Consider the following 20,536-nt stretch of genomic DNA (forward strand, 5'->3'; position numbering starts at 1 on the left):
AATGTTTCAATTAACGGAAAAAGCTAAACACTTTTATGATTTAGCACAACGCTTTATTCAAGACGAAATAGAGCCTATAGAACAAGAATTTTGGCATAAAGCTCATCAATTAAATTCAAGTGATGAGTGGACATCATGGATGTGGCCAGCAGAACTTGAAGTACTCAAACAAAAAGCTAAATCGCAAAATTTGTGGAATCTTTTTTTACCAGACCCAGAATTTGGTCAAGGTTTAACAGTTCAAGAATATGCACACATTGCTGAGTTAACTGGCCGTAGTTTATTGGCTCCTACGGTTTTCAATTGTAATGCGCCAGATAGCGGTAATATGGAGTTAATTTGGCGCTATGGCTCAGAACAACAAAAAGAGCAATGGTTAAAACCTCTCTTAGACGGAAAAATTCGATCCGTATTTTGCATGACTGAACCAGAAGTTGCTTCTTCAGATGCGACGAACATGCAAGCCACTGCTGTAATTGAGGGAGACGAAATTGTTTTAAATGGACGCAAATGGTGGTCTTCGGGTTTAGGCGATCCTAATGCAAAAATCATTATATTTATGGCACATACACCAGACGCAAATAAAGGTCGACATCAACAACATTCAATGGTTTTAGTTCCAGTTGAAACTGAGGGCGTAAAAATTGAAAGAATGTTACCTGTATTTGGTGATTATGATGCGCCACACGGTCATGGAGAAGTAACCTTTAATAATGTTCGTGTTCCAGTCACTCATTTTATTGGTGGAGCAGGTCAAGGGTTTGAGATTGCACAGGGGCGACTTGGTCCAGGACGTATTCATCATTGCATGCGTTGTATCGGTGCTGCTGAGAAATCATTGGAATTAATGATTGATCGTGGAATGCAAAGAAAAGCATTCGGTAAGGAAATTTTGAAACTTGGTGGTAATTTGGAAAGAGTCGCGGAAGCGCGTGTTGCCATCGATCAAGCACGTCTTTTGACCTTATATGCGGCATATAAAATGGATAAACTGGGCAATATGGCTGCACTCACTGAAATCTCTGCAATTAAAGTCGTTGCACCTAGTGTTTTGGAAAAAGTTGTCGATATGGCAATGCAAATTCACGGCGGTGCAGGTCTATCTAGAGATACGCCATTGACAGGTTTTTTTGCACAAGCGCGTGCATTACGTTTGGCAGATGGGCCAGATGAGGTGCATAAAGGCATGATTGCAAAATTGGAACTTGCGAAACGTGGTTTTTCAACTCGTCATTCTCAATAAGATGAGCACTCGATTTAAGGAAGAAATATGTCAGTTATAGATACAGCAGGGCAAGTCAGACGTGGTGAAGAGCTCGATATCGTTTCAGTCACAAACTGGTTAAATCAAAATGGTGTGGAAGTGATTGAGCCTGTAGAAGTTACACAATATTCTGGTGGAGCTTCAAACTGGACATACCGGCTAAAATATAGCAATGCAGATCTGATATTAAGAAGACCACCCGCAGGAACCAAAGCCAAATCTGCTCATGATATGGTTCGAGAACATAATGTTCAGAAAGCTTTAAAAGATCTATATCCAGTCGTGCCCAAAATGCTGGCATTATGTCAGGATGAATCTGTACTCGGATGCGATTTTTATGTGATGCAGCGAATCGAGGGAATTATACCAAGGGCAAAGCTTCCACCAGAACTAAAACTCACTGAATTTGATGTGCATCAGCTTTGTATAAATGTTTTAGACAAATTGATTGAATTGCACCAAGTTCCTTATCAAGGAACAGCACTTGAGCAAATTGGAAAAGGTGAGGGGTATTGCCGTCGTCAGGTCGAAGGTTGGGACAGTCGCTACGACAAAGCCCATACCATCAATGTGCCGACCTTTAAGTTTGTACGAAATTGGCTTAAAGACAATATTCCTGAGGATTCAACCAACTGTATTATTCACAACGATTGGCGTTTTGATAATGTCATTTTGAATCCTCAACAGCCTACTGAGGTCATCGGGGTGTTGGATTGGGAAATGGCGACAATTGGTGATCCACTTATGGATTTAGGATCAGCCTTAGCATATTGGGTTGAAGAAAACGACAATATGATCTTTAAATCGACACGTCGACAACCTACACATCTTAAAGGCATGTTTACACGTAAAGAAGTTGTGGATTATTACCTAGAAAAAACAGGACTAAAGCCATCTAACTGGACGTTCTATGAAGTTTTTGGGATCTTTAGATTAGCGGTCATAGCACAACAAATTTATTATCGTTATTACCATAAACAAACGGATAATCCTGCATTTAAAGATTTTTGGATTGTGATTCATGCATTACATATTCGTGCTTTAAAACTTATAGGTATACAAAAGCTTGAAGCGAATGAAATTGCAAAAACTTATCTCGCAAAATTACAGGATATTCTGCCAAGATGACGACAATATATTTGGTCAGACATGGTCAAGCTTCATTTGGTGCTGAAAGTTATGATCAGCTTTCTCAGAAAGGTGAAGTTCAAGCACGTGTGTTGGGACAATATTTTCAAAAGTTACTACAAGAGCGACCATATGTCATAGCTGGCTCGATGAAACGTCATCAGCAGACGGCGGATATCTCTATGAAAGAGTGTTTTCCTGACAGTCAGATTGATATCGATCCACATTGGAACGAGTTCAATCATCAACAAGTGTTTGCAAAATATGAACCACGTTTTGCAGATCCTGCATTACTTAAAAAAGATGTTAGTCAAGCGGTAGATCCACGTGCCTATTTAGGAAAAATTTTTGAAGGTGCAATTCAACGTTGGACCAATGGTGATCATCATCATGATTATGACGAAAGCTGGCTTCAATTTCAGCAAAGAGTACTTCAAGGCTTGAACAAACTATGTGTACAACTTGAAAAGGAAAAACCTCGCTATGCCGTAGTTTATACGTCTGGTGGTGTTATATCTGTTGTTGCAGGGCATTTACTTGGTTTAAGTGCAGACAAAACTTTTGCATTGAACTGGGCAATCACCAATACCAGTTTTACCACCTTAAGATTGGTTGGTACAGAACCACAATTACTCAGTTTAAATGAACATCATTATTTAAAAGAACAAGATCGTGATTTGCTCACTTGGATTTGATCAAGGCTATATGCCATAGAGAGAAAATGGAATGAACAAAACTATATTAATTACAGGTGCAAGCTCAGGTATCGGTGCTGGGATGGCACAAGAGTTTGCAAAAAAAGGATATAACCTAGCGATCTGTGCACGTCGTTTAGAAAGGTTGTATGCTTTAAAAGATGAAATAGAACAACGCTATCAGGTAAAAGTAAGTGCGAAGGCATTGGATGTCACGGATGATGAGCAAGTCTTCCGTGTATTTAAAGAGTTTAAAGATGAGCTAGGCACTATCGATCGAGTGATAGTCAATGCTGGTGTGGGCGAAGGACGTCGTATCGGTAAAGGTAATTTTGCGATTAATAAAGCAACAGTTGAAACTAATTTTATTTCTGCGATGGCACAATGTGAAGCAGCGGTCGAAATTTTTAGATCTCAAAATTCAGGACATTTAGTTGTAATTTCGTCGATGAGTGCTTTGCGTGGTATGCCAAAACATCTTACAGCTTATGCTGCCAGTAAAGCGGGAATTGCGCATTTAGCCGAAGGGATTCGAGCTGAACTTCTTGGAACACCAATTAAAGTTTCAACGATTTATCCTGGTTACATTCGAACTGAAATTAATGAAGGTGCTGGAAAATTACCTTTTGAGGTCGATCAAGCCACAGGATCACGACTATTAGCTGAAGCAATCGAAAAGCAACCAGTCAAAGCATATGTTCCAAAGTGGCCATGGTTGCCATTGGGTTTTGCAATGAAGGTTTTACCGCTTCAGCTCGTCAATAAGCTGAGTTAAAATAACGTCTTATAAATCCCACATTTAGTGGGATTTATTTTTAAAGAAATATTTCAAAGCATCTTGTATGACGATTTGCCAAACGGCATATGAATGTCCGCCTATATATTCTTGATAGTGAACATTGTGTCCCTGATCGATTAAATCCTGAGCGACAATCGGAGAGGTTTCTAGAATGCTTAAGCTATTATTTTGTCTCGAATTTTCATAGCTATTGGCTGAAATATACCAATTGAGTTTCTTTGTATTGTCTAATGTTGAAGCTCTGATCAGTTTACTCATACCATTGATTGTATCGTTTGGATCAGATTTCCACCAAAATGAACCAGAAAGTGGCACGACGTGACTAATATCATTGGATGTTTTTAACGCCAAATAAGCAGAACTCAGACCACCTAAACTTGAACCCAATAAGACTGTTTTGTTGTGATCATGTTGGTAGGGCAAATGTTGACTCATCCAAGGCAATAATTCTTCTTGAAAAAACTGTGTGTATTCTGGATTGGGGCTAAGTTCTTTAGCACGTAATTGATCATTTGGGTGTCCAACAAAAACAGCCTGTATAGGTGGGAGTTGCTGTTGTTGAACCAACTGATCTAATATCTGGGGAACTTTAACAAAATGCGCATATTGCTCACCATCAAAAAAAATCAGAGTGATATATGATTTTCCGACTTGAGGTGGAGTTGCATAAATCTGAATAAGACGATCATTTCCCAAAACTTTACTTTTCAACACGGATGAAACTAATTGTTTTTCACTATTTTCAGCCATTTGAGTTGGATCAATAAAATTGGGCGCTCGACTGAGTTTTGCGATATTTTCATTCCTCAGCGTGGTATTCGTTTTTAAGGCAATGTTTTTAGAATCAAACCACTTATGAGGATTGAAAGGGTCGAGTTGTTGTACCTTTAAAATAGATCGACGCTGATCTCGTGATTCTTTTAAATTTGGGTTTAAATGTGGGCAGTAATTTGATAAATATCCATCGATATTCGGCGAATCCACAGCAAAACTATAACTTCCGATAAATCTTGAATCGACAATACTTTCTTTAAACCAAATATCAGTACCTTTAAGCCGAGTTAACCATTCATGATCATTACTCGGACCACCGATTAATCGCACATTGTGTTTTGCACCACGATATAAATAAATGACACGTTGGTGTGTTTCATTAAAATCTTCAATTATTGGGGTTTGATTTTTACGAATTTCCGACCAAAATTGATCGAGGAGATGATTTTTTTGCTCAGGATGCATCTGAATCTTGTTTTGGATTTGCTGAAGCACTTTACTTTTGGCATCCATATCTTCACATGCAGGGGCATAAGGTTGAGTGCTGACTTGTAATGAATTATTTACAGAAAGATCAGCACTTACTGCGGCACTCATTAACATCAATATAGAAAAAAATTTGATAGGATGATTCATAGATTATAGCTTTGAATTAATCATTGTAAATGATAATTATTTTCAATAATAAATAGCAATGAAAATATCAAAAAATCGTTTAAAATAGGAAATATCAAAACCTAAAATCAAATACATGTTTCTTAAATTAGCGACAATCGCACTCATTCCAGCATTACTTGTGCAAGGTTACCAAGTCAAGAAAAATACACCTCGTTTAGCAGAAGCTTTGGGGGAAAGAAATGGTTTGGTTGGGAATGGCCCTCAAATATCAATTTTAATTTTAGGTGATTCAGCTGCTGCTGGTGTGGGTGTGCAATTTCAAGAAGATGCGCTAAGCGGAACATTGTTACAAGAACTAAGAGATCATTTTCAAATTCGCTGGTCATTAATTGCAAAAACTGGAAATCGTACTTCAGATGTAATTCGAACTATACAGGCTATTAATGACGATCAGTTTGATATTGTAGTAACTTCGATAGGGGTCAATGAGGTAACACAGCTCATCTCACCACATAAATGGATCTGCCTACAAGAACAATTATATTCACTGATCGCTGAGAAATTTTCACCCAAGCTCATTATCGCGACTGGAGTTCCACCGATGAATGAGTTTCCTGCATTACCAAATCCTTTAGCTTGGTTGTTTGGAAAATATGCCCATCAAATGAATGTTGAATTGGAAAATTGGATTGAACCACAACCAAAATTTGAATTGGTTAAATATGATTTGGATGAGTATAAACAACTCAATTTGAAGATGGCTGAGGATGGATTTCATCCAAGTAAAGAAATCTATCAGCTTTGGGCAAAAAAAATCAGTTCGATTATTCAAAATCACTTTAAATCGAAAAATTAGACCGAAATTTGATATGACTGATATCGAAACACATCCACTTGAGCCATTTTTACCTCAACAAGCCAAACTGCTCATGCTTGGCAGTTTTCCTCCGCCGAAAACAAGATGGAAAATGGATTTTTATTATCCGAATTTTCAAAATGATATGTGGAAAATATACGGGTTGATCTTTTTTCAAGACCCGCATTATTTTCTAGACCGTGAAAATAAACAATTCAAAGAGCAAATGCTAAAAGATTTTCTAAATGAGTTGGGCATTGCAATATTTGATACAGCCTATCAAATACGGCGTTTGAAAGACAATGCCTCAGACCAATTTCTAGAAATCGTTACACCGACAGATATGTTTCTATTGCTTAAAAAAATTCCATATTGTCGAGATATTATGACCACAGGTGATAAAGCAACTGAGACCTTATTAAAGTCAATGAATGCATCTGTACACACTAAAGTTAAAATGGGTACAGTCGTGGATCTGCAATTTGATAACAAAGATATCCGAATTCATCGTATGCCATCTTCTTCAAGAGCTTATCCTTTAGCTCTTGAAAAGAAAGCTGAATACTATCGTGAACTTTTCCAGTCAATTGGATTAATTTAACATCGTATTTAAGTAAATCGAGATGCTTATTACACATCATAATCTACATAATCCCACAAGTTTAAACGTGATTTAATTTCTTTACGAATATGTGGAAGCATATTGAGTAGAGTACCATCAATCCATAAAGATAATGCTTGAGCAGATAATTCTTGTCCTTTTTCATCAACTAAGCGGGCACCCTTCACAATCACGAGTGTTTGCTCTGAGACAGAGGTTTCAATGCCTTTGAACAAAACTTGTAACTCATGACCATTGTCTAAAATTAACCAAGCCAATTCAATTTGAACATTATGGTTAGACTTTAAGGTGATAGAACCTTCAATTAGGTCTTCATCAGTAAGGCAATCATAATCAACACTGATTTTAGCTAAATACCATTCATGCTGAGATAAATCTTCAAGGGATAAAAAAGGCGTGAGTATGTCGTTCAGATTATACTGTCGACTAAGATCAAAAAATTGCATGGGAGTAGAGTAGAACCAAGGGTTCAAAAAATAAAACGTGAATAATAATGCAATTTATCCTGGTTGTACAAACCAGTCACAACAAAGAATTTACATCATCCATTCGATTGGGAGATAGGACAAAGACTTGAACATAAATCTCTGAAAACGAGTCGTTTCAGGGTCATGATCATGTATTAACTTTTCTTCACCTCGTTGTTCTTCCCATCTTAAGTTTTGATGTGCATCCAAATGTAGTTGATAGGCAACTTTGGGAAGATTTTCATTTAAAGATTGAGATATCTCTGTTTTAAAATCGGCTGACTCAATGATCAGTCCAAGTTCAGTATTCAAATACGCTGAACGTGGATCAAAATTGAATGTTCCAATAAAAACTTTATCATCTACAGTAAAAAATTTAGCATGAAGCCGCGACGCATTTTTTCCTTTCGCAGGAATAACATTACCCGTCATAATTTCATACCAAGTCCGATCAGACCGTTCAATATAAGGTTTAAACTCGTAAAGTTTTACATCTGACCTTAAGAGTGAGGTTCGATATTTTTGATAAAATGCATGAACAATCGGGACATCATTTGCCAAATATGAGTTTGTTAAAACTCGAACTTTGACATTCTGCTCACTCAATTGTTTGAGTAAAGACTCACCATGAACAGTAGGAACAAAATAGGCAGACACCAAGTTTATTTCTTGAGCAGGTTTCCCCATAATGGATTTGAACTGATTAAACAGCAGTTCATGAGATTGAGCTTTCGCTCTGATTTTATTGGGGCTGTCTGCAACAAAATGAGCTTTAGACCAGCGAATAGGATGTTTTTTTAAATTTTCTTCTAAAAAACGTTCTGCTTGATCAATACGTTTTTTAGTTTCAGCACCTTGAAAATTTTGCTTGGTTGAATAATACGATCTTAAATGCGCCAATTCTTTTTGAGACTCAGGAATTATTTGCTGAATATCATAACTCAGCTCATCATTCCAAAATTGGTGAAACACCGTGTTTGCAGCTGAAACTGATTGCCCTGCAAATAAAATATCCATATCCGCGAATTGAAAATTGTCACTGGCATCAAAATATTCATTACTGATATTACGCCCCCCAGTAACAGCAATCGCTCCGTCAGCAATAATCAGTTTGTTATGCATTCTATGATTGATTTTATTAAAGCGAAACACATAATCCAAAACTCTAAAGCTGCGAAATTTGTAGGGATTGAATAGCTTAATTTCGATATTGGGGTGTTCAGACAATGCACTTAAGGTCGAGTCTAATTGAGTGCCATTTTGATCATCAATTAACAGTCGAACCTTCACATTACGATCAGCTGCTTTAAGTAGGTCAGACAATAAATGCTGACCAATCACATCATTTTCCCAGATATAGTACTGTAAATCGATCGTATGTTGTGCTTCACGTATTAAATGAACACGTGAAGCCATACTCATAAAAGGATCATGAAGCGGTAAGAATGCAGTTAAACCTTGTTCAATATTGCGTTTTGTTTCTGGTGTATTGCTGAGCCAATGTGTTGTATGAGGTTGGATTGGGGCTTGTTTTATACTTGTATTCATCGCCAAATTACATCCAGTTAAAATAAAGAATGTGAGTAAACACAATATATATCGCAACATAAGCATCAAAGCTGTCGTTCCTAAATCTTATTATTCAGTTGTATGGCTATAATATCATCAATCAAATAGTTGAATGTTTTTATCAAAAGCGGTTACTGTAACTTATCTGTTAAATCTTAATTTACAAAGGAAGTTTTCATCATGAAATCACGTGCAGCGGTGGCATTCGGTCCAGGTCAGCCATTACAAATTGTTGAATTAGATGTTGCTCCACCACAAGCTGGTGAAGTATTGGTGAAAATTACGCATACAGGTGTTTGTCATACTGATGCATTTACACTTTCTGGTGAAGACCCAGAGGGCGTATTCCCTGCGGTACTGGGTCACGAAGGTGCAGGTATTGTAGTTGAAGTTGGTGAAGGTGTAACCAGTGTAAAACCAGGTGATCATGTCATTCCACTTTATACTGCAGAATGTGGCGAATGTTTGTTCTGCAAATCAAATAAAACAAACTTATGTGTCTCTGTACGTGCCACTCAAGGTAAAGGTGTTATGCCTGATGGAACGACTCGATTCTCGTATAACGGCGAACCTATCTACCATTATATGGGATGTTCAACATTCAGTGAATACACAGTTGTTGCCGAAGTATCGTTAGCAAAAATTAATCCTGAAGCAAACCCTGAACACGTTTGTTTATTGGGTTGTGGCGTGACGACTGGTATTGGTGCGGTTCACAATACTGCAAAAGTACAGGAAGGTGACACTGTTGCTGTGTTCGGTTTAGGTGGTATTGGTTTAGCAGTTGTTCAAGGTGCTAAACAAGCCAAAGCTGGCCGGATTATTGTAGTGGATACTAATCCAGAAAAATTTAAATTGGCTGAGCAGTTTGGTGCTACAGATTTCCTCAATCCTAAGGACTATGATCAACCTATTCAACAAGTCATTGTAGAGATGACTGGCTGGGGTGTTGATCATTCATTTGAGTGTATCGGTAATACAAACGTAATGCGTTCAGCGCTTGAATGTGCACACCGTGGTTGGGGGCAATCTGTCATTATCGGTGTGGCTGGTGCAGGTCAAGAAATCTCAACTCGTCCATTCCAATTAGTGACTGGACGTAAATGGATGGGTACAGCATTTGGTGGTGTAAAAGGTCGTACTCAATTACCAAAAATGGTTGAAGATGCGATGAAGGGTGACATTCAATTAGAACCTTTTGTTACTCATACTATGGGGCTAGAAGACATTAATAAAGCCTTTGACTTAATGCACGAAGGTAAATCAATCCGTACAGTTGTACATTTTTAATTGGGCAATAAAAAACGGGCGATATGCCCGTTTTTTTGTTTTTAAGCGGTAGCTTTCAAAACTTCTGCAATTGATTCAGCCACATAATCAATATTATTCAAGTTTAATCCTGCTGCGCACATACGGCCACTACGGACTAAATAAATACCATATTTATCTTTCAAAATATCCACTTGTTCGCCAGTCAAACCTGTATAACTGAACATACCTTGTTGTTTTACTAGATAGCTAAAGTCACGTTCAGGCAGAGCCGCACTCAATTTAGCATTTAACAATTCACGCATTTTAATAATACGTTCACGCATTTCTTGTAATTCAGCTTGCCATTGAGCAGTTAGATCTGCGTTGTTTAACACGTTTTCAACCAACAATGCACCTGTGCTTGCTGGACTAGAATAAATACGGCGTACAGTTGCTTTTAATTGTCCAAGCACTTTTTGAGCAGTAGCTTGATCATCACAGACAAATGTTAAGCCGCCGACACGCTCACCATACAGTGAGAAGATTTTTGAGAATGAATTACTCACAATGAAATTCATACCTGATTTATCTAAAGCACGAATAAGGTATGCATCTTCTTCAAGACCTTTACCGAAACCTTGGTAAGCGATGTCAAGGAATGGAATAAGATCATTCGTCTTAAGTACTTCGATCACTTGATCCCATTCTGCTGGCGTTAAATCTGCACCAGTTGGGTTATGGCAGCAAGGATGAAGCAAAACAATACTTTTTGCTTTTAGTGTTTTTAATTCCTCAAGCATTGCTGGAACGTTAACGCCATTTGTATCAGCATCAAAATAAGGATAGAAATGAGATTGGATACCAGCGCCATTAAAAATTGCGATATGGTTATCCCAAGTTGGCTGACTTACCCAGATATCTGACTCAGGGAAATATTTTTTCAAAAAATCAGCACCAACTTTAAGTGCACCTGAGCCACCAAGTGTTTGAATCGTGACAGCACGACCATCTTTACGCGCTTGACTATCAGGACCTAAAACTAATGCTTGAGTCGCTTCGTTATAAGATTTCAAACCATCCATTGGTAAATAAAGTTTAACTTTATCGTTGCTCGGTTCAATATTTTTGTACGCAGCTTTGACCGCATTTAACTGAGGTACAATACTGTCTTCGTTATAATATAGACCAATACTCAAATTCACTTTTTGAGTACGCTCATCTTTACTATATTCTTCCATAAGTGAAAGAATAGGGTCACCTGCATAAGCATCTACATGATGAAACATGGTCTAAATTTCCTAAAATGTTCAAAGTAAAAAGTTTAATCGGATAATATATATAATTTCCGCACGATCACAAGATCGAATTACAGGACTAATTTTTATAAAACTCAATACTTTTACTTATAACCGAATTTTTTTGATTGTCTTTAATTTACTGAATTATATAAATAAAAATTAAACTAACACTAAAATACAAAATCTACTGTTAGAATTTGAATCACATTTTTAAAGCTATTTGAGTATATATATGCGACTAAATGCTGAGATCACCAAATCAAATGCGAATCAACGTCAACCTGCTCTTGTTCTGATTCATGGTCTTTTTGGTAGTTTATCGAACCTCGGCATGCTCGCGAGAGCATTTCAGGAAACGCATGATGTCATCCAAATTGATTTGCGTAATCACGGTTTATCACCTCATTCTAATCAAATGAGTTATCAACTCATGGCGCAAGATGTTGTAGAAACTTTAGATGATATGAATGTGCAACAATTTCACATCATTGGTCATTCGATGGGGGGGAAAGTTGCTATGCACTTAGCAAACCTTGTACCACATCGAGTAGTTAAGTTGATTGTACTTGATATGGCACCCGTCGCTTATCAAAAATCTCATCATGATCAAATTTTCAAAGCTTTAGAAGAAGTTCAAAAAGCTCAAGTTGTTTCAAGAAAGGAGGCAACCGAGTTGATGCAGAAATATATTAATGAAATTGGCGTTATTCAATTTCTGCTCAAATCTTTCCGCAATGGACAGTGGCTATTTAACTTAGATGCACTTAAACAACAATATTTTCAGATTTTGTCATGGGAAAGTCTTAATCCACAATCGAATGAAACTTTGTTTTTAAAAGGAGAATTATCCGATTATATTAATCTCGAGCGCGATAACGATCTTATTCGGTTTCAATATCCTAAAGCTAAATTTGTGACGATTGATGGCACTGGACATTGGTTACATGCAGAAAAACCAAGTGAGGTTATCAAAAACATTAAAGATTTTTTATAATAAATTAATAATAAGTTTAGATTATTTTTATATTAGTCGATACCTACTTAATATAAGTAGGTATTTTTTTTTAATTAAAATCGGAATTATTTAATTCTAAGATGTCGAATTATCAAATAAATTCATTATTGTGTCGTATTTCATTATTTTTTATGCATTTTGTCTATTTAATATTCACAAGTGATAAAAATTATGTATCATGCAGAAATGGTATTTGTATTAATTTAATCCATTTAAGTGTTATTATTATCACGTATTTTAAAATTAATGATGATTAATAATCATTATTAACGAAATTTAAATACTGATTAATTAAATTCTAAATTTTTACGCTGATTTTTGTATTCGTCATTTTGATGGGTTGTTATTTTCGAATAGGTGAACTATGAGCATTCTGGATCTGAATAGAGCTGATCATTTACAGTCCAAAGCTGTGCCTTTGCATCTAACACTGTCAGATGACTTTAAATTTGCACTCGATTTACTGCCCAATTTGATTTGGGTCAGTCACACCAACTCAGGGTATTGTAATCTCGCACTTAAACAATATATCGGTGCGGATACGCAAATCTTACGTGACGTAGACTGGCTTAAATTTGTTCATCCTGATGATGCTGAACATCTTTATCAGATTTGGAATGATGCTCAAAAAAACGGTCAGAAATTTGAAAAAGAGTGTCGTATAAAAAATAAATCAGGTGAATATCTTTGGTTCTTAATGCTTGCTGAACCTAAGGTGATTCAATCCAACCAGCAAAATTGGATGATAAGTTGCACAAATATCCATGATCGTACAATCAAAATGCGTGAAACTGCTGAGGCCTTGCGTGCCAATACAGATATGCTCGATGTCAGCGTAGACTGTATAAAAATTATCACACCAGATGGCAAGCTTGAACACATGAACAAATCTGGATGCATGGCATTACTGGGTCAAGAGCGTGTTAAGAAATTTGGAATGGATTGGTTAACGCTGTTACCACCTGAAGTACGTGAACAGGGGGCAAAAGCGATTAAAACAGCAGCTCGAGGGAAGAATGCCCGTTTTGCGGGGATGAGCACACACGGCGATACTGTGATGTATTGGGATAATATTTTAACACCTGTGCATGATGAACAAGGAAATACGACCAGTATTCTCTGTGTATCACGTGATATTACCCGTCAACGTGTTGCCGAAGCTAAACTAAAAATCAGCAGTGAATATGATGATCTGACTGGTCTGATGAATCGTCGTGCCTTCAAAAATAAATTAAAAGCGGCGATTTCACAAGCAAATCGTGAAAAAACACTTATTGGTATGATGTTTATTGATCTCGATCATTTTAAAAACATTAACGATACTTTAGGTCATCCTGCTGGAGATCATCTACTTAAAGTCTTATCTAAACGTCTGCAAAAGAGTTTAGATCGCAAGTGTATTGTTTCACGTTTAGGTGGAGATGAATTTGCAATTATTGTCTCAGGGATGACCTCAGAAGAAGAATTACATCAAACCACACAGAAAGTGCTTAAACAAAATATTGCCCCCATTACTTATGCAGGAAAAGTGATTAATAGTGGGATGAGTATTGGATGTGCCATTTATCCTAAAGATGCTCAAGATGTATTCGGATTGATGAAATGTGCGGATACCGCTCTAAATGATCTTAAAGAAAAAGGTCGTGGTGGGTATCGTATGTATGATGACGAAATGTTTGCACTTGCTGAAAAGAAGATGCAACAACTTGATACTGCTCGCTATATCATACAGGACAATTTAATCGAACCGTATTATCAACCTAAGGTTCGCTTAGATAACTGTCAGCTAATCGGATTTGAGGCTTTGATGCGTTGGCATGATACACAGCAGCAACTTCATTATCCAGCTTCAATCTCAGAAGCGTTTAACGATTATGAGCTGGCCAGTAAAATCAGTGAAATCATGCATCAAAAGATTTTCAGTGACATGGCAGATTGGATGTCTAAGGGCGTTCAACTTGTACCGATCTCAATTAATGCCTCTCCAGTTGAATTCATGCGTGACAATTATGCAGAATTGTTAATTCAACGTTTAGAACGACATCAAATTCCTGCTCATTTAATCGAGGTTGAGATTACAGAACATATTCTGGCTGAGCGTGGAATAGAATTTGTGATTCGAGCACTACAAAAGCTCAAAAATTATGGTCTTCGAATCTCATTGGATGATTTCGGAACCGGTCATTCTTCAATGACGCATTTAAGAGATTATCCTGTCGACTGTCTCAAGATTGATTATGCTTTTGTGAATCGAATGAATGAGGAGAAGTCAATCAATTCAATTGTAGAGGGCATTGCTAAGCTCGGACCTATTCTGTCATTGGATGTGATCGCAGAAGGTGTCGAAACATGCCAACAGCTCTTAAGTCTTCAGGATGTTGGCTGTGCATATGGTCAAGGCTTTTTATTTAGCCAAGCGATTTGTAAGTCTGAGGCTGAGCAACTGATGCTCAAACAAGTATGTGCTATAAAAGATTGGCTTCCTACAGATAAGCAATAAACCATTGATATATTTGAGTTATGATTGATATAACAATATTTTTTATATAAATTGCTTGTCAATCAGCCTATTTATGCGTATTTTACTTTTAAGGGTTATATTTTAGATAATTTGATGAAAACGACACACTTGATTACTAACGCTTATTATTATTTTTGGCAATTTAACATCTAGTTGCCTAGACGCGTTCGGGCAACAAAAATGTTGCCCATCAAGTTTATACCTGATTGGCAACACCAATCAGGTTTTTTTTCATCTCAACAAATATAGGAGCATCTCATGAAAACATTGAATACTTTTTATTTTAGCAACGGTTATTGGTTCTATTTTAGTCAAGAACAAAACCCAGCCAATAGACACCTCACGCTCAAATAAAAGATAGGGCAATTGCTGCCCAAAGGAATTCAAGATGAATGCAATTAATTCTCAGCTTATAACCACAGCTCAACATACTTTAGAAAAAAAATTAAGCTTACCATTAGAACTAAAATCAGCTTTACCAGTTAGTCCGATAGTTTCACTTCAAATTCGTCAACATCGCCAAACAATACAAGACATTTTAGCGGGTCATGATCCACGTTTATTGGTCATTACTGGTCCATGTTCGATTCATGATCCTAAAGCAACCCTCGAATACGCACAAAAATTAAAACAACTGCAAGAACAAGTCAAAGATCAGATTTTCATCGTGATGCGTACTTATATTGAAAAACCTCGCACCACTGTAGGATGGAAAGGCTTCTTGTATGATCCAGATTTAAATGGTTCAGCAGATATGCAAAAAGGACTTGAACAGTCTAGATCACTCTTCATTCAAATTGCTGAAATGGGTTTGCCGTTGGCCACAGAAATCTTAAGCCCAATGGCAACAGGATATTTTGATGATTTGATTTCATGGGGCGCGATTGGGGCGAGAACAAGCGAATCGCAAATTCACCGTGAAATATCTAGCCATATGCCTTATAGCATTGGGTTCAAAAATGGTACAGATGGATCAATCCAAATTGCATTGGATGCCATTCAGTCCGCTTCACAACCGCATCAATTTCTTGGTTTAAGTCAAGATGGTGGTCCAAGCATTTTATCTTCAAAGGGTAATCCGCACGCACATTTGATCTTACGTGGATCGAATCAGGGTACAAATTACCAATTCGCTGAAATTAAAAAGATTCAAGAAAACAATAATCATGTATTACCAGCTTTGATTATTGATTGTAGCCATGGGAATAGTGCTAAAAATCCATTGAATCAACCTGCTGTATTAAAGCAAATTGTGAATGAACGACCTCAAACACAAGTCCGTGGCGTCATGCTAGAAAGCTTTTTAGTCGATGGCAATCAGAAAATTTCTGATCACATGACTTATGGTCAATCAGTGACTGATGGATGCTTGGGTTGGTTAAATACAGAGCAATTGATTTTGGATGTTGCTCAACAACTCTCCTAATATAATTCGTAAAAAAGAACCCATGAAATATGGGTTCTTTTTTTTTGCCTTTAAGATTTGAATGTTTGTTTAAAGCATTAAATATTTGATGAAACAGCTGAAATAACCTTATATTTCTATTAGTATTTTAAGTATTTAATATTTATAACTTGGGGAAATTAATGTTCAGTAATGAATTACTTAGCGAAGCTCGGCAATTCATGTTCAGATTGCTTAAAAGCGTTTTTGAACACGAGGGATCAGATTTATTTATTTCAGCTGATTTTCCTCCAAGTATGAAACATCAAGGTTCAATGAAGCCTTTAAGTTCTCAAGCTTTGACTGCAGAAAAAACAAAACTATTCGCTTATAGCTTAATGAATGAAAAACAAAGAGCAGAATTTGAGAGTGAATTAGAATGTAATTTTGCCATTAATGTCCCAGATGTATCGCGCTTTCGCGTGAATGTTTTTCAACAGCAACTTAATGTAGGGATGGTCATTCGTACCATTACCTCTGAAATTCCAAACTTTGAAAAGTTGAAATTACCAGAAACATTGAAAGATGTGGTAATGGAAAAGCGAGGTTTAATTCTAGTGGTTGGTGGCACTGGATCGGGTAAATCTACTTCACTTGCTGCCATGATTGATTACCGTAATGAGAACTCAGCAGGGCACATCATTACTGTAGAAGATCCAGTTGAATACGTGCATAAACATAAAAAATCAATGGTCACTCACCGAGAAGTCGGAGTGGACTGTCACTCATGGCATAATGCGCTTAAAAATACACTTCGTCAGGCACCAGATGTAATTTTAATTGGCGAAATCCGTGATACGGAGACCATGGAGCATGCGATCGCTTTTGCAGAGACTGGTCATCTGTGCTTAGGCACGTTACATTCGAATAATGCCAATCAAACCTTGGATCGAATTATCAACTTTTTCCCTGAAGAACGGCGCAATCAGTTGCTTATGGATCTTTCATCAAATATGAAAGCCATTATTTCTCAACGTTTAGTTCGAACTGAAGATGGTGTCGGACGTAGAGCTGCTGTAGAAGTCATGCTAAATACACCTTTAGTTTCTGATTTGATTTTGAAAGGTAACTTTCATGAGTTGAAAGAAATTATGACCAAGTCGCGAGAACTTGGTATGCAAACATTTGACCAAGCATTATTTGATTTATATAACGAAGGTGCGATCAGTTATGATGAAGCCATTCGTAATGCTGACTCTAAAAATGAATTACGTCTACAGATTAAGCTAAAAAGTACACGCGTCCGAGAGAATGCTGAAACCTCTTCACAAACCTTCAGTATGTTTGATGAAGATGCAGAGAGCTAATTAAATAAAAAAGCCTTCATCTGAAGGCTTTTTTTTGGACAAATTTTTAGCTATCTAGACCGCTTTAACTTTAGTTTGAACAACGAAGCGGTAAAACAGCAAGCTCAAAAGCGTCAATATCGCGCATAATATATATGCAATCGAATACTGATAGTGTGTGATCACAATACCTAGAATAAAAGAACCTAATGCGATGCCAATATCGTAAAAGGTGTAAAAAGTTGAACTCGCATGTCCAACTCGTTCACGTGCTACAGCTTGAATGGCTTGCGTTTGGAGACATGGCTGAGCAGACCCAAAGCCTATACCAATAAAGACAGCAGATATCAATAATCCGGCAGCAGAATGAATTTGGCTTAGAATGAATAGCCCAATGCTAAAGCTCACAATCGCTGGATAGACAACGTAGGCAGGACCCTTAGAGTCATATAACTTTCCTGTGAAGGGTCTTAGAAGCATCATGGAAATTGCAAAAACAGCAAAGAATAAGCTTGCATAGGTCAATAAATTTTTTGATTCAGCATATGTCGAGATAAAAGACATGATACTTGCATAAGAAAATGAGATGAGCATCGCCATCATCGCAACAGGTAAAGCTTTAATCTCAACAAAATCATGAACACTAATTTTTGTTTTGCGCTTAACAGTTTGAAATTGTGTCTGGATCGGAATCAAAAAGCAGAACAAATAACCAATAAAAACAATTGCAGCTAAAAGTGTAGCCACTGGAATATATCCCCATGGTTGAATGAGAATCAAGCCCAACATGGGTCCTAGTACAATGGCAAGATTGACTGACATGACAAAATAGCCCATGCCTTCACCTTTACGCTGATTTGGAATGAAGTCATTGACGATTGGTATCATGGCAGTGGTCAAAATACTGAACCAAATTCCTTGTAGTAACCGAATGACCAGTAATAGGGTTAGATTATCAGCAAAGATATAAGCGAAAGAGAGCAGTACAAAAAATGACTCAGAGATATAAAGTGCTTTTTTAAGCCCAATCTTCTCGATAATGAGACCGGTAAACGGTCGTATTGCGATCGATGAAGCTAGAAATAAAGTCAGTGCAAGCCCAGCTTGGGTAATATTACCATTTAAATCATTAAGAATATAAATTGGCAATATCGTTGTCTGAGCAAAATAGAAGATGAAAATAAATAAGTTATTAATTAGACACAGAATAAAAGATTTATTCCATAGATGCTCAGCATGTATAGAGGACATAGACAACCTTGAAAAATTGAACCATTAAAAGCTTCAATCTGTGCCAAATAAAATTATTTTTGGTTTTGGTCAGCAATGAAGTAGGGAGAGAAGTTGAATTAATTATAATCAAATTACATGAAAATTACATCAAAAAGTGAGCCATTCATCCGAAAATGTATAAATAAAAAACCAGTCCGTAGACTGGTCATAAATATCACAAACCTGATTCATAATCTGTATTTGAGAGAAGTTGTTCCACATCTGCCAAATTAGATGGTTTAATTTTGTAGATCCAGCCTTTGCCATAGGGATCATCATTTACAAAATCTGGATCATCTTCTAGATTTTCATTAATTTCTACAACTACACCACTTACAGGAGCATGAATATCAGAAGCTGTTTTCACAGACTCAACTACACCCGCTTGTTCACCAGCAGTCAATTCACGACCTACTTCAGGTGCTTCTACATAGACAAGATCACCCAATGCATCTTGTGCGTGATCTGAGATCCCAGTAACAACGAGATCACCTTCAATACGTACCCATTCGTGTGTGCGAGCATATTTAAGCTCTGAAGGATGATTCATCACGACTCCTCAATTCGATTTGAAAAATTTTCTTGTGTTATACAGTGTTTTATTTAAAAACGAAAGTTCTATAAATATGGATCTTTACGCCAACTGCTTGGACTTCGACCACTCCAACGTTTAAATGCACGACTGAAATTCGCAACATCTGAATAACCGAGTTCATCTGCGATTTGTTCAAGTGAATAGTCAGTACGTGACAGTAGGGAGGTTGCATGACGATATCGAACTTCATCCACTAAGGTTGAAAAAGAAGTTCCTTCTGCAGCCAACTGACGTTTCAGTGTACGATCAGACATATGCAGGCGATCTGCCACATTTTCAATACTTAAATAGTGCTGTTCAGAATGTGTCAAAATATCGCGAACACGCATTGAAATTCGACGGCGTTCTCCAAGCTCTGATAGTTCTGCTTCACACTGATTAATTGCAATTTGACTGGCAATCGGATCTGCGTTAACCATCTTCAAGCCTAAATAACTTTTATCGAAACTGGCAAGAAAATGAGTCTGGTCAAAATGAATAATCGTTTTAGGGTGTAGACGACTGATGTATTTGTCAAAGCCTTCAGGTTTAGGAAAGTCGAAATTAATTTCGCCATACAAATCATTTATGCCTGTCAGTGCTTTTGCCATGGTAATGACACCAAAAGTCAAAGCCATGACAATTTCAGTTCTCAGCGGTTCAAGATCAATCTCACATTGTAACTGCAAAGAAACTTGTTCTGTAAATGTCGAAAAATGAAATTGCAGAAAAGGCATACGCAGTTGTATAAAGCGGTTGGCTAAAATAAGTGCATCAGTAATCTCATTCGAGGTCATAATGGCATAGCCAATAAAACCATGGATAGAAATCCGCATTTGGTTACCAAGATGATAACCAAGAGAACTTTCACCTGTCATTTTGCGCGCGAGAATAATCATCTCATTCGCTACTTGTAGTGGAATTCTAAATTCAGGATCGGCAAGTTGCTCGTTGGTGAATCCAAAGGGAGCGAATAGCGACTCAGCACTATAACCCCAACGAGAAACAACATCTAAAAGTAAGAGTCCATAAACACCTGGAATGCCTAAATCTGGGCGAACTGAAACTGTTTTCATGTGCGAT

The 20,536-nt window shown here is 37.2% G+C and carries 18 protein-coding genes; 11 read left to right on the forward strand and 7 right to left on the reverse strand.

What is annotated here, in order from left to right; all coding sequences use genetic code 11:
- Position 1 precedes the first annotated feature (1 nt).
- Genes FTV32_RS02865 through FTV32_RS02880 form a run of 4 tightly spaced genes read left to right on the forward strand, consistent with a single transcriptional unit; the run spans position 2 to position 3,862 of the window.
- Positions 2-1,243 (forward strand): acyl-CoA dehydrogenase family protein, encoded by a 1,242-nt coding sequence (locus tag FTV32_RS02865; protein ID WP_180027837.1) that lies wholly within the window; start codon positions 2-4, stop codon positions 1,241-1,243.
- A 27-nt stretch (positions 1,244-1,270) separates the two neighbouring features.
- A complete protein-coding gene (locus FTV32_RS02870) occupies positions 1,271-2,392 on the forward strand; it encodes a phosphotransferase family protein (RefSeq protein WP_180027838.1) in 1,122 nt (373 codons plus the stop codon).
- Positions 2,389-3,087, forward strand: coding sequence for a histidine phosphatase family protein (locus FTV32_RS02875; RefSeq protein WP_092766308.1), 699 nt, complete (start codon positions 2,389-2,391; stop codon positions 3,085-3,087). Before FTV32_RS02870 ends, FTV32_RS02875 begins: the two co-directional genes overlap by 4 nt.
- Before the next feature lie 31 nt (positions 3,088-3,118).
- Positions 3,119-3,862 (forward strand): SDR family oxidoreductase, encoded by a 744-nt coding sequence (locus FTV32_RS02880; protein WP_180027839.1) that lies wholly within the window; start codon positions 3,119-3,121, stop codon positions 3,860-3,862.
- Positions 3,863-3,886: 24 nt separating this feature from the next.
- Here the strand turns inward: FTV32_RS02880 and FTV32_RS02885 are convergent, their stop codons facing one another.
- Positions 3,887-5,257 carry an alpha/beta hydrolase-fold protein gene (locus tag FTV32_RS02885; RefSeq protein WP_180027840.1) on the reverse strand — a complete coding sequence of 457 codons (1,371 nt, stop codon included), beginning with the start codon at positions 5,255-5,257 and terminating at the stop codon, positions 3,887-3,889.
- 154 nt (positions 5,258-5,411) lie between these two features.
- Here FTV32_RS02885 and FTV32_RS02890 point away from each other — a divergent pair, with 154 nt between their 5' ends.
- Both FTV32_RS02890 and FTV32_RS02895 read left to right on the forward strand, forming a co-directional pair.
- Positions 5,412-6,134 carry an SGNH/GDSL hydrolase family protein gene (locus FTV32_RS02890; RefSeq protein WP_180027841.1) on the forward strand — a complete coding sequence of 241 codons (723 nt, stop codon included), beginning with the start codon at positions 5,412-5,414 and terminating at the stop codon, positions 6,132-6,134.
- A 13-nt stretch (positions 6,135-6,147) separates the two neighbouring features.
- Positions 6,148-6,735, forward strand: coding sequence for a uracil-DNA glycosylase family protein (locus FTV32_RS02895; RefSeq protein ID WP_180027842.1), 588 nt, complete (start codon positions 6,148-6,150; stop codon positions 6,733-6,735).
- A gap of 29 nt (positions 6,736-6,764) precedes the next feature.
- Here the strand turns inward: FTV32_RS02895 and FTV32_RS02900 are convergent, their stop codons facing one another.
- Both FTV32_RS02900 and FTV32_RS02905 read right to left on the reverse strand, forming a co-directional pair.
- Positions 6,765-7,202: a hypothetical protein gene (locus FTV32_RS02900; protein ID WP_180027843.1), complete on the reverse strand. Its 438-nt coding sequence runs from the start codon at positions 7,200-7,202 to the stop codon at positions 6,765-6,767.
- Between the two features lie 90 nt (positions 7,203-7,292).
- Positions 7,293-8,837, reverse strand: a complete 1,545-nt coding sequence (locus FTV32_RS02905; RefSeq protein ID WP_373683276.1) for a phospholipase D family protein — start codon at positions 8,835-8,837, stop codon at positions 7,293-7,295.
- 135 nt (positions 8,838-8,972) lie between these two features.
- Between FTV32_RS02905 and FTV32_RS02910 the strand changes: the two genes are divergently transcribed.
- Complete coding sequence (locus FTV32_RS02910) at positions 8,973-10,082, forward strand: S-(hydroxymethyl)glutathione dehydrogenase/class III alcohol dehydrogenase (protein ID WP_092766302.1); 1,110 nt, start codon at positions 8,973-8,975, stop codon at positions 10,080-10,082.
- Positions 10,083-10,123: 41 nt separating this feature from the next.
- On the opposite strand, the gene FTV32_RS02915 is transcribed toward FTV32_RS02910, so the two are convergent.
- Positions 10,124-11,329, reverse strand: a complete 1,206-nt coding sequence (locus FTV32_RS02915) for an amino acid aminotransferase (RefSeq protein WP_035267772.1) — start codon at positions 11,327-11,329, stop codon at positions 10,124-10,126.
- Between the two features lie 244 nt (positions 11,330-11,573).
- On the opposite strand from FTV32_RS02915, the gene FTV32_RS02920 reads away from it, so the two are divergent.
- The 4 genes from FTV32_RS02920 to FTV32_RS02935 all read left to right on the forward strand — a co-directional run bounded on the left by FTV32_RS02920 (position 11,574) and on the right by FTV32_RS02935 (position 17,628).
- Positions 11,574-12,335 (forward strand): alpha/beta fold hydrolase, encoded by a 762-nt coding sequence (locus tag FTV32_RS02920; protein ID WP_180027845.1) that lies wholly within the window; start codon positions 11,574-11,576, stop codon positions 12,333-12,335.
- 385 nt (positions 12,336-12,720) lie between these two features.
- Positions 12,721-14,856, forward strand: a complete 2,136-nt coding sequence (locus FTV32_RS02925) for an EAL domain-containing protein (protein ID WP_180027846.1) — start codon at positions 12,721-12,723, stop codon at positions 14,854-14,856.
- 409 nt (positions 14,857-15,265) lie between these two features.
- Positions 15,266-16,303, forward strand: coding sequence for a 3-deoxy-7-phosphoheptulonate synthase (locus FTV32_RS02930; RefSeq protein ID WP_180027847.1), 1,038 nt, complete (start codon positions 15,266-15,268; stop codon positions 16,301-16,303).
- 161 nt (positions 16,304-16,464) lie between these two features.
- The gene (locus tag FTV32_RS02935; protein ID WP_035267499.1) at positions 16,465-17,628 is read left to right on the forward strand and encodes a PilT/PilU family type 4a pilus ATPase; all 1,164 of its coding nucleotides are present in this window, start codon (positions 16,465-16,467) and stop codon (positions 17,626-17,628) included.
- A 54-nt stretch (positions 17,629-17,682) separates the two neighbouring features.
- On the opposite strand, the gene FTV32_RS02940 is transcribed toward FTV32_RS02935, so the two are convergent.
- From FTV32_RS02940 to FTV32_RS02950, 3 genes are all read right to left on the reverse strand, one after another.
- The gene (locus FTV32_RS02940) at positions 17,683-18,858 is read right to left on the reverse strand and encodes an MFS transporter (protein ID WP_035267500.1); all 1,176 of its coding nucleotides are present in this window, start codon (positions 18,856-18,858) and stop codon (positions 17,683-17,685) included.
- Between the two features lie 196 nt (positions 18,859-19,054).
- Positions 19,055-19,429 carry a glycine cleavage system protein GcvH gene (gcvH, locus tag FTV32_RS02945; protein ID WP_035267502.1) on the reverse strand — a complete coding sequence of 125 codons (375 nt, stop codon included), beginning with the start codon at positions 19,427-19,429 and terminating at the stop codon, positions 19,055-19,057.
- Between the two features lie 68 nt (positions 19,430-19,497).
- The gene (locus FTV32_RS02950) at positions 19,498-20,529 is read right to left on the reverse strand and encodes an AraC family transcriptional regulator (protein WP_180027848.1); all 1,032 of its coding nucleotides are present in this window, start codon (positions 20,527-20,529) and stop codon (positions 19,498-19,500) included.
- Positions 20,530-20,536 lie beyond the last annotated feature (7 nt).

Origin of the sequence: Acinetobacter sp. YH16032 (assembly GCF_013417345.1) — a bacterium.
GTDB lineage: Bacteria > Pseudomonadota > Gammaproteobacteria > Pseudomonadales > Moraxellaceae > Acinetobacter.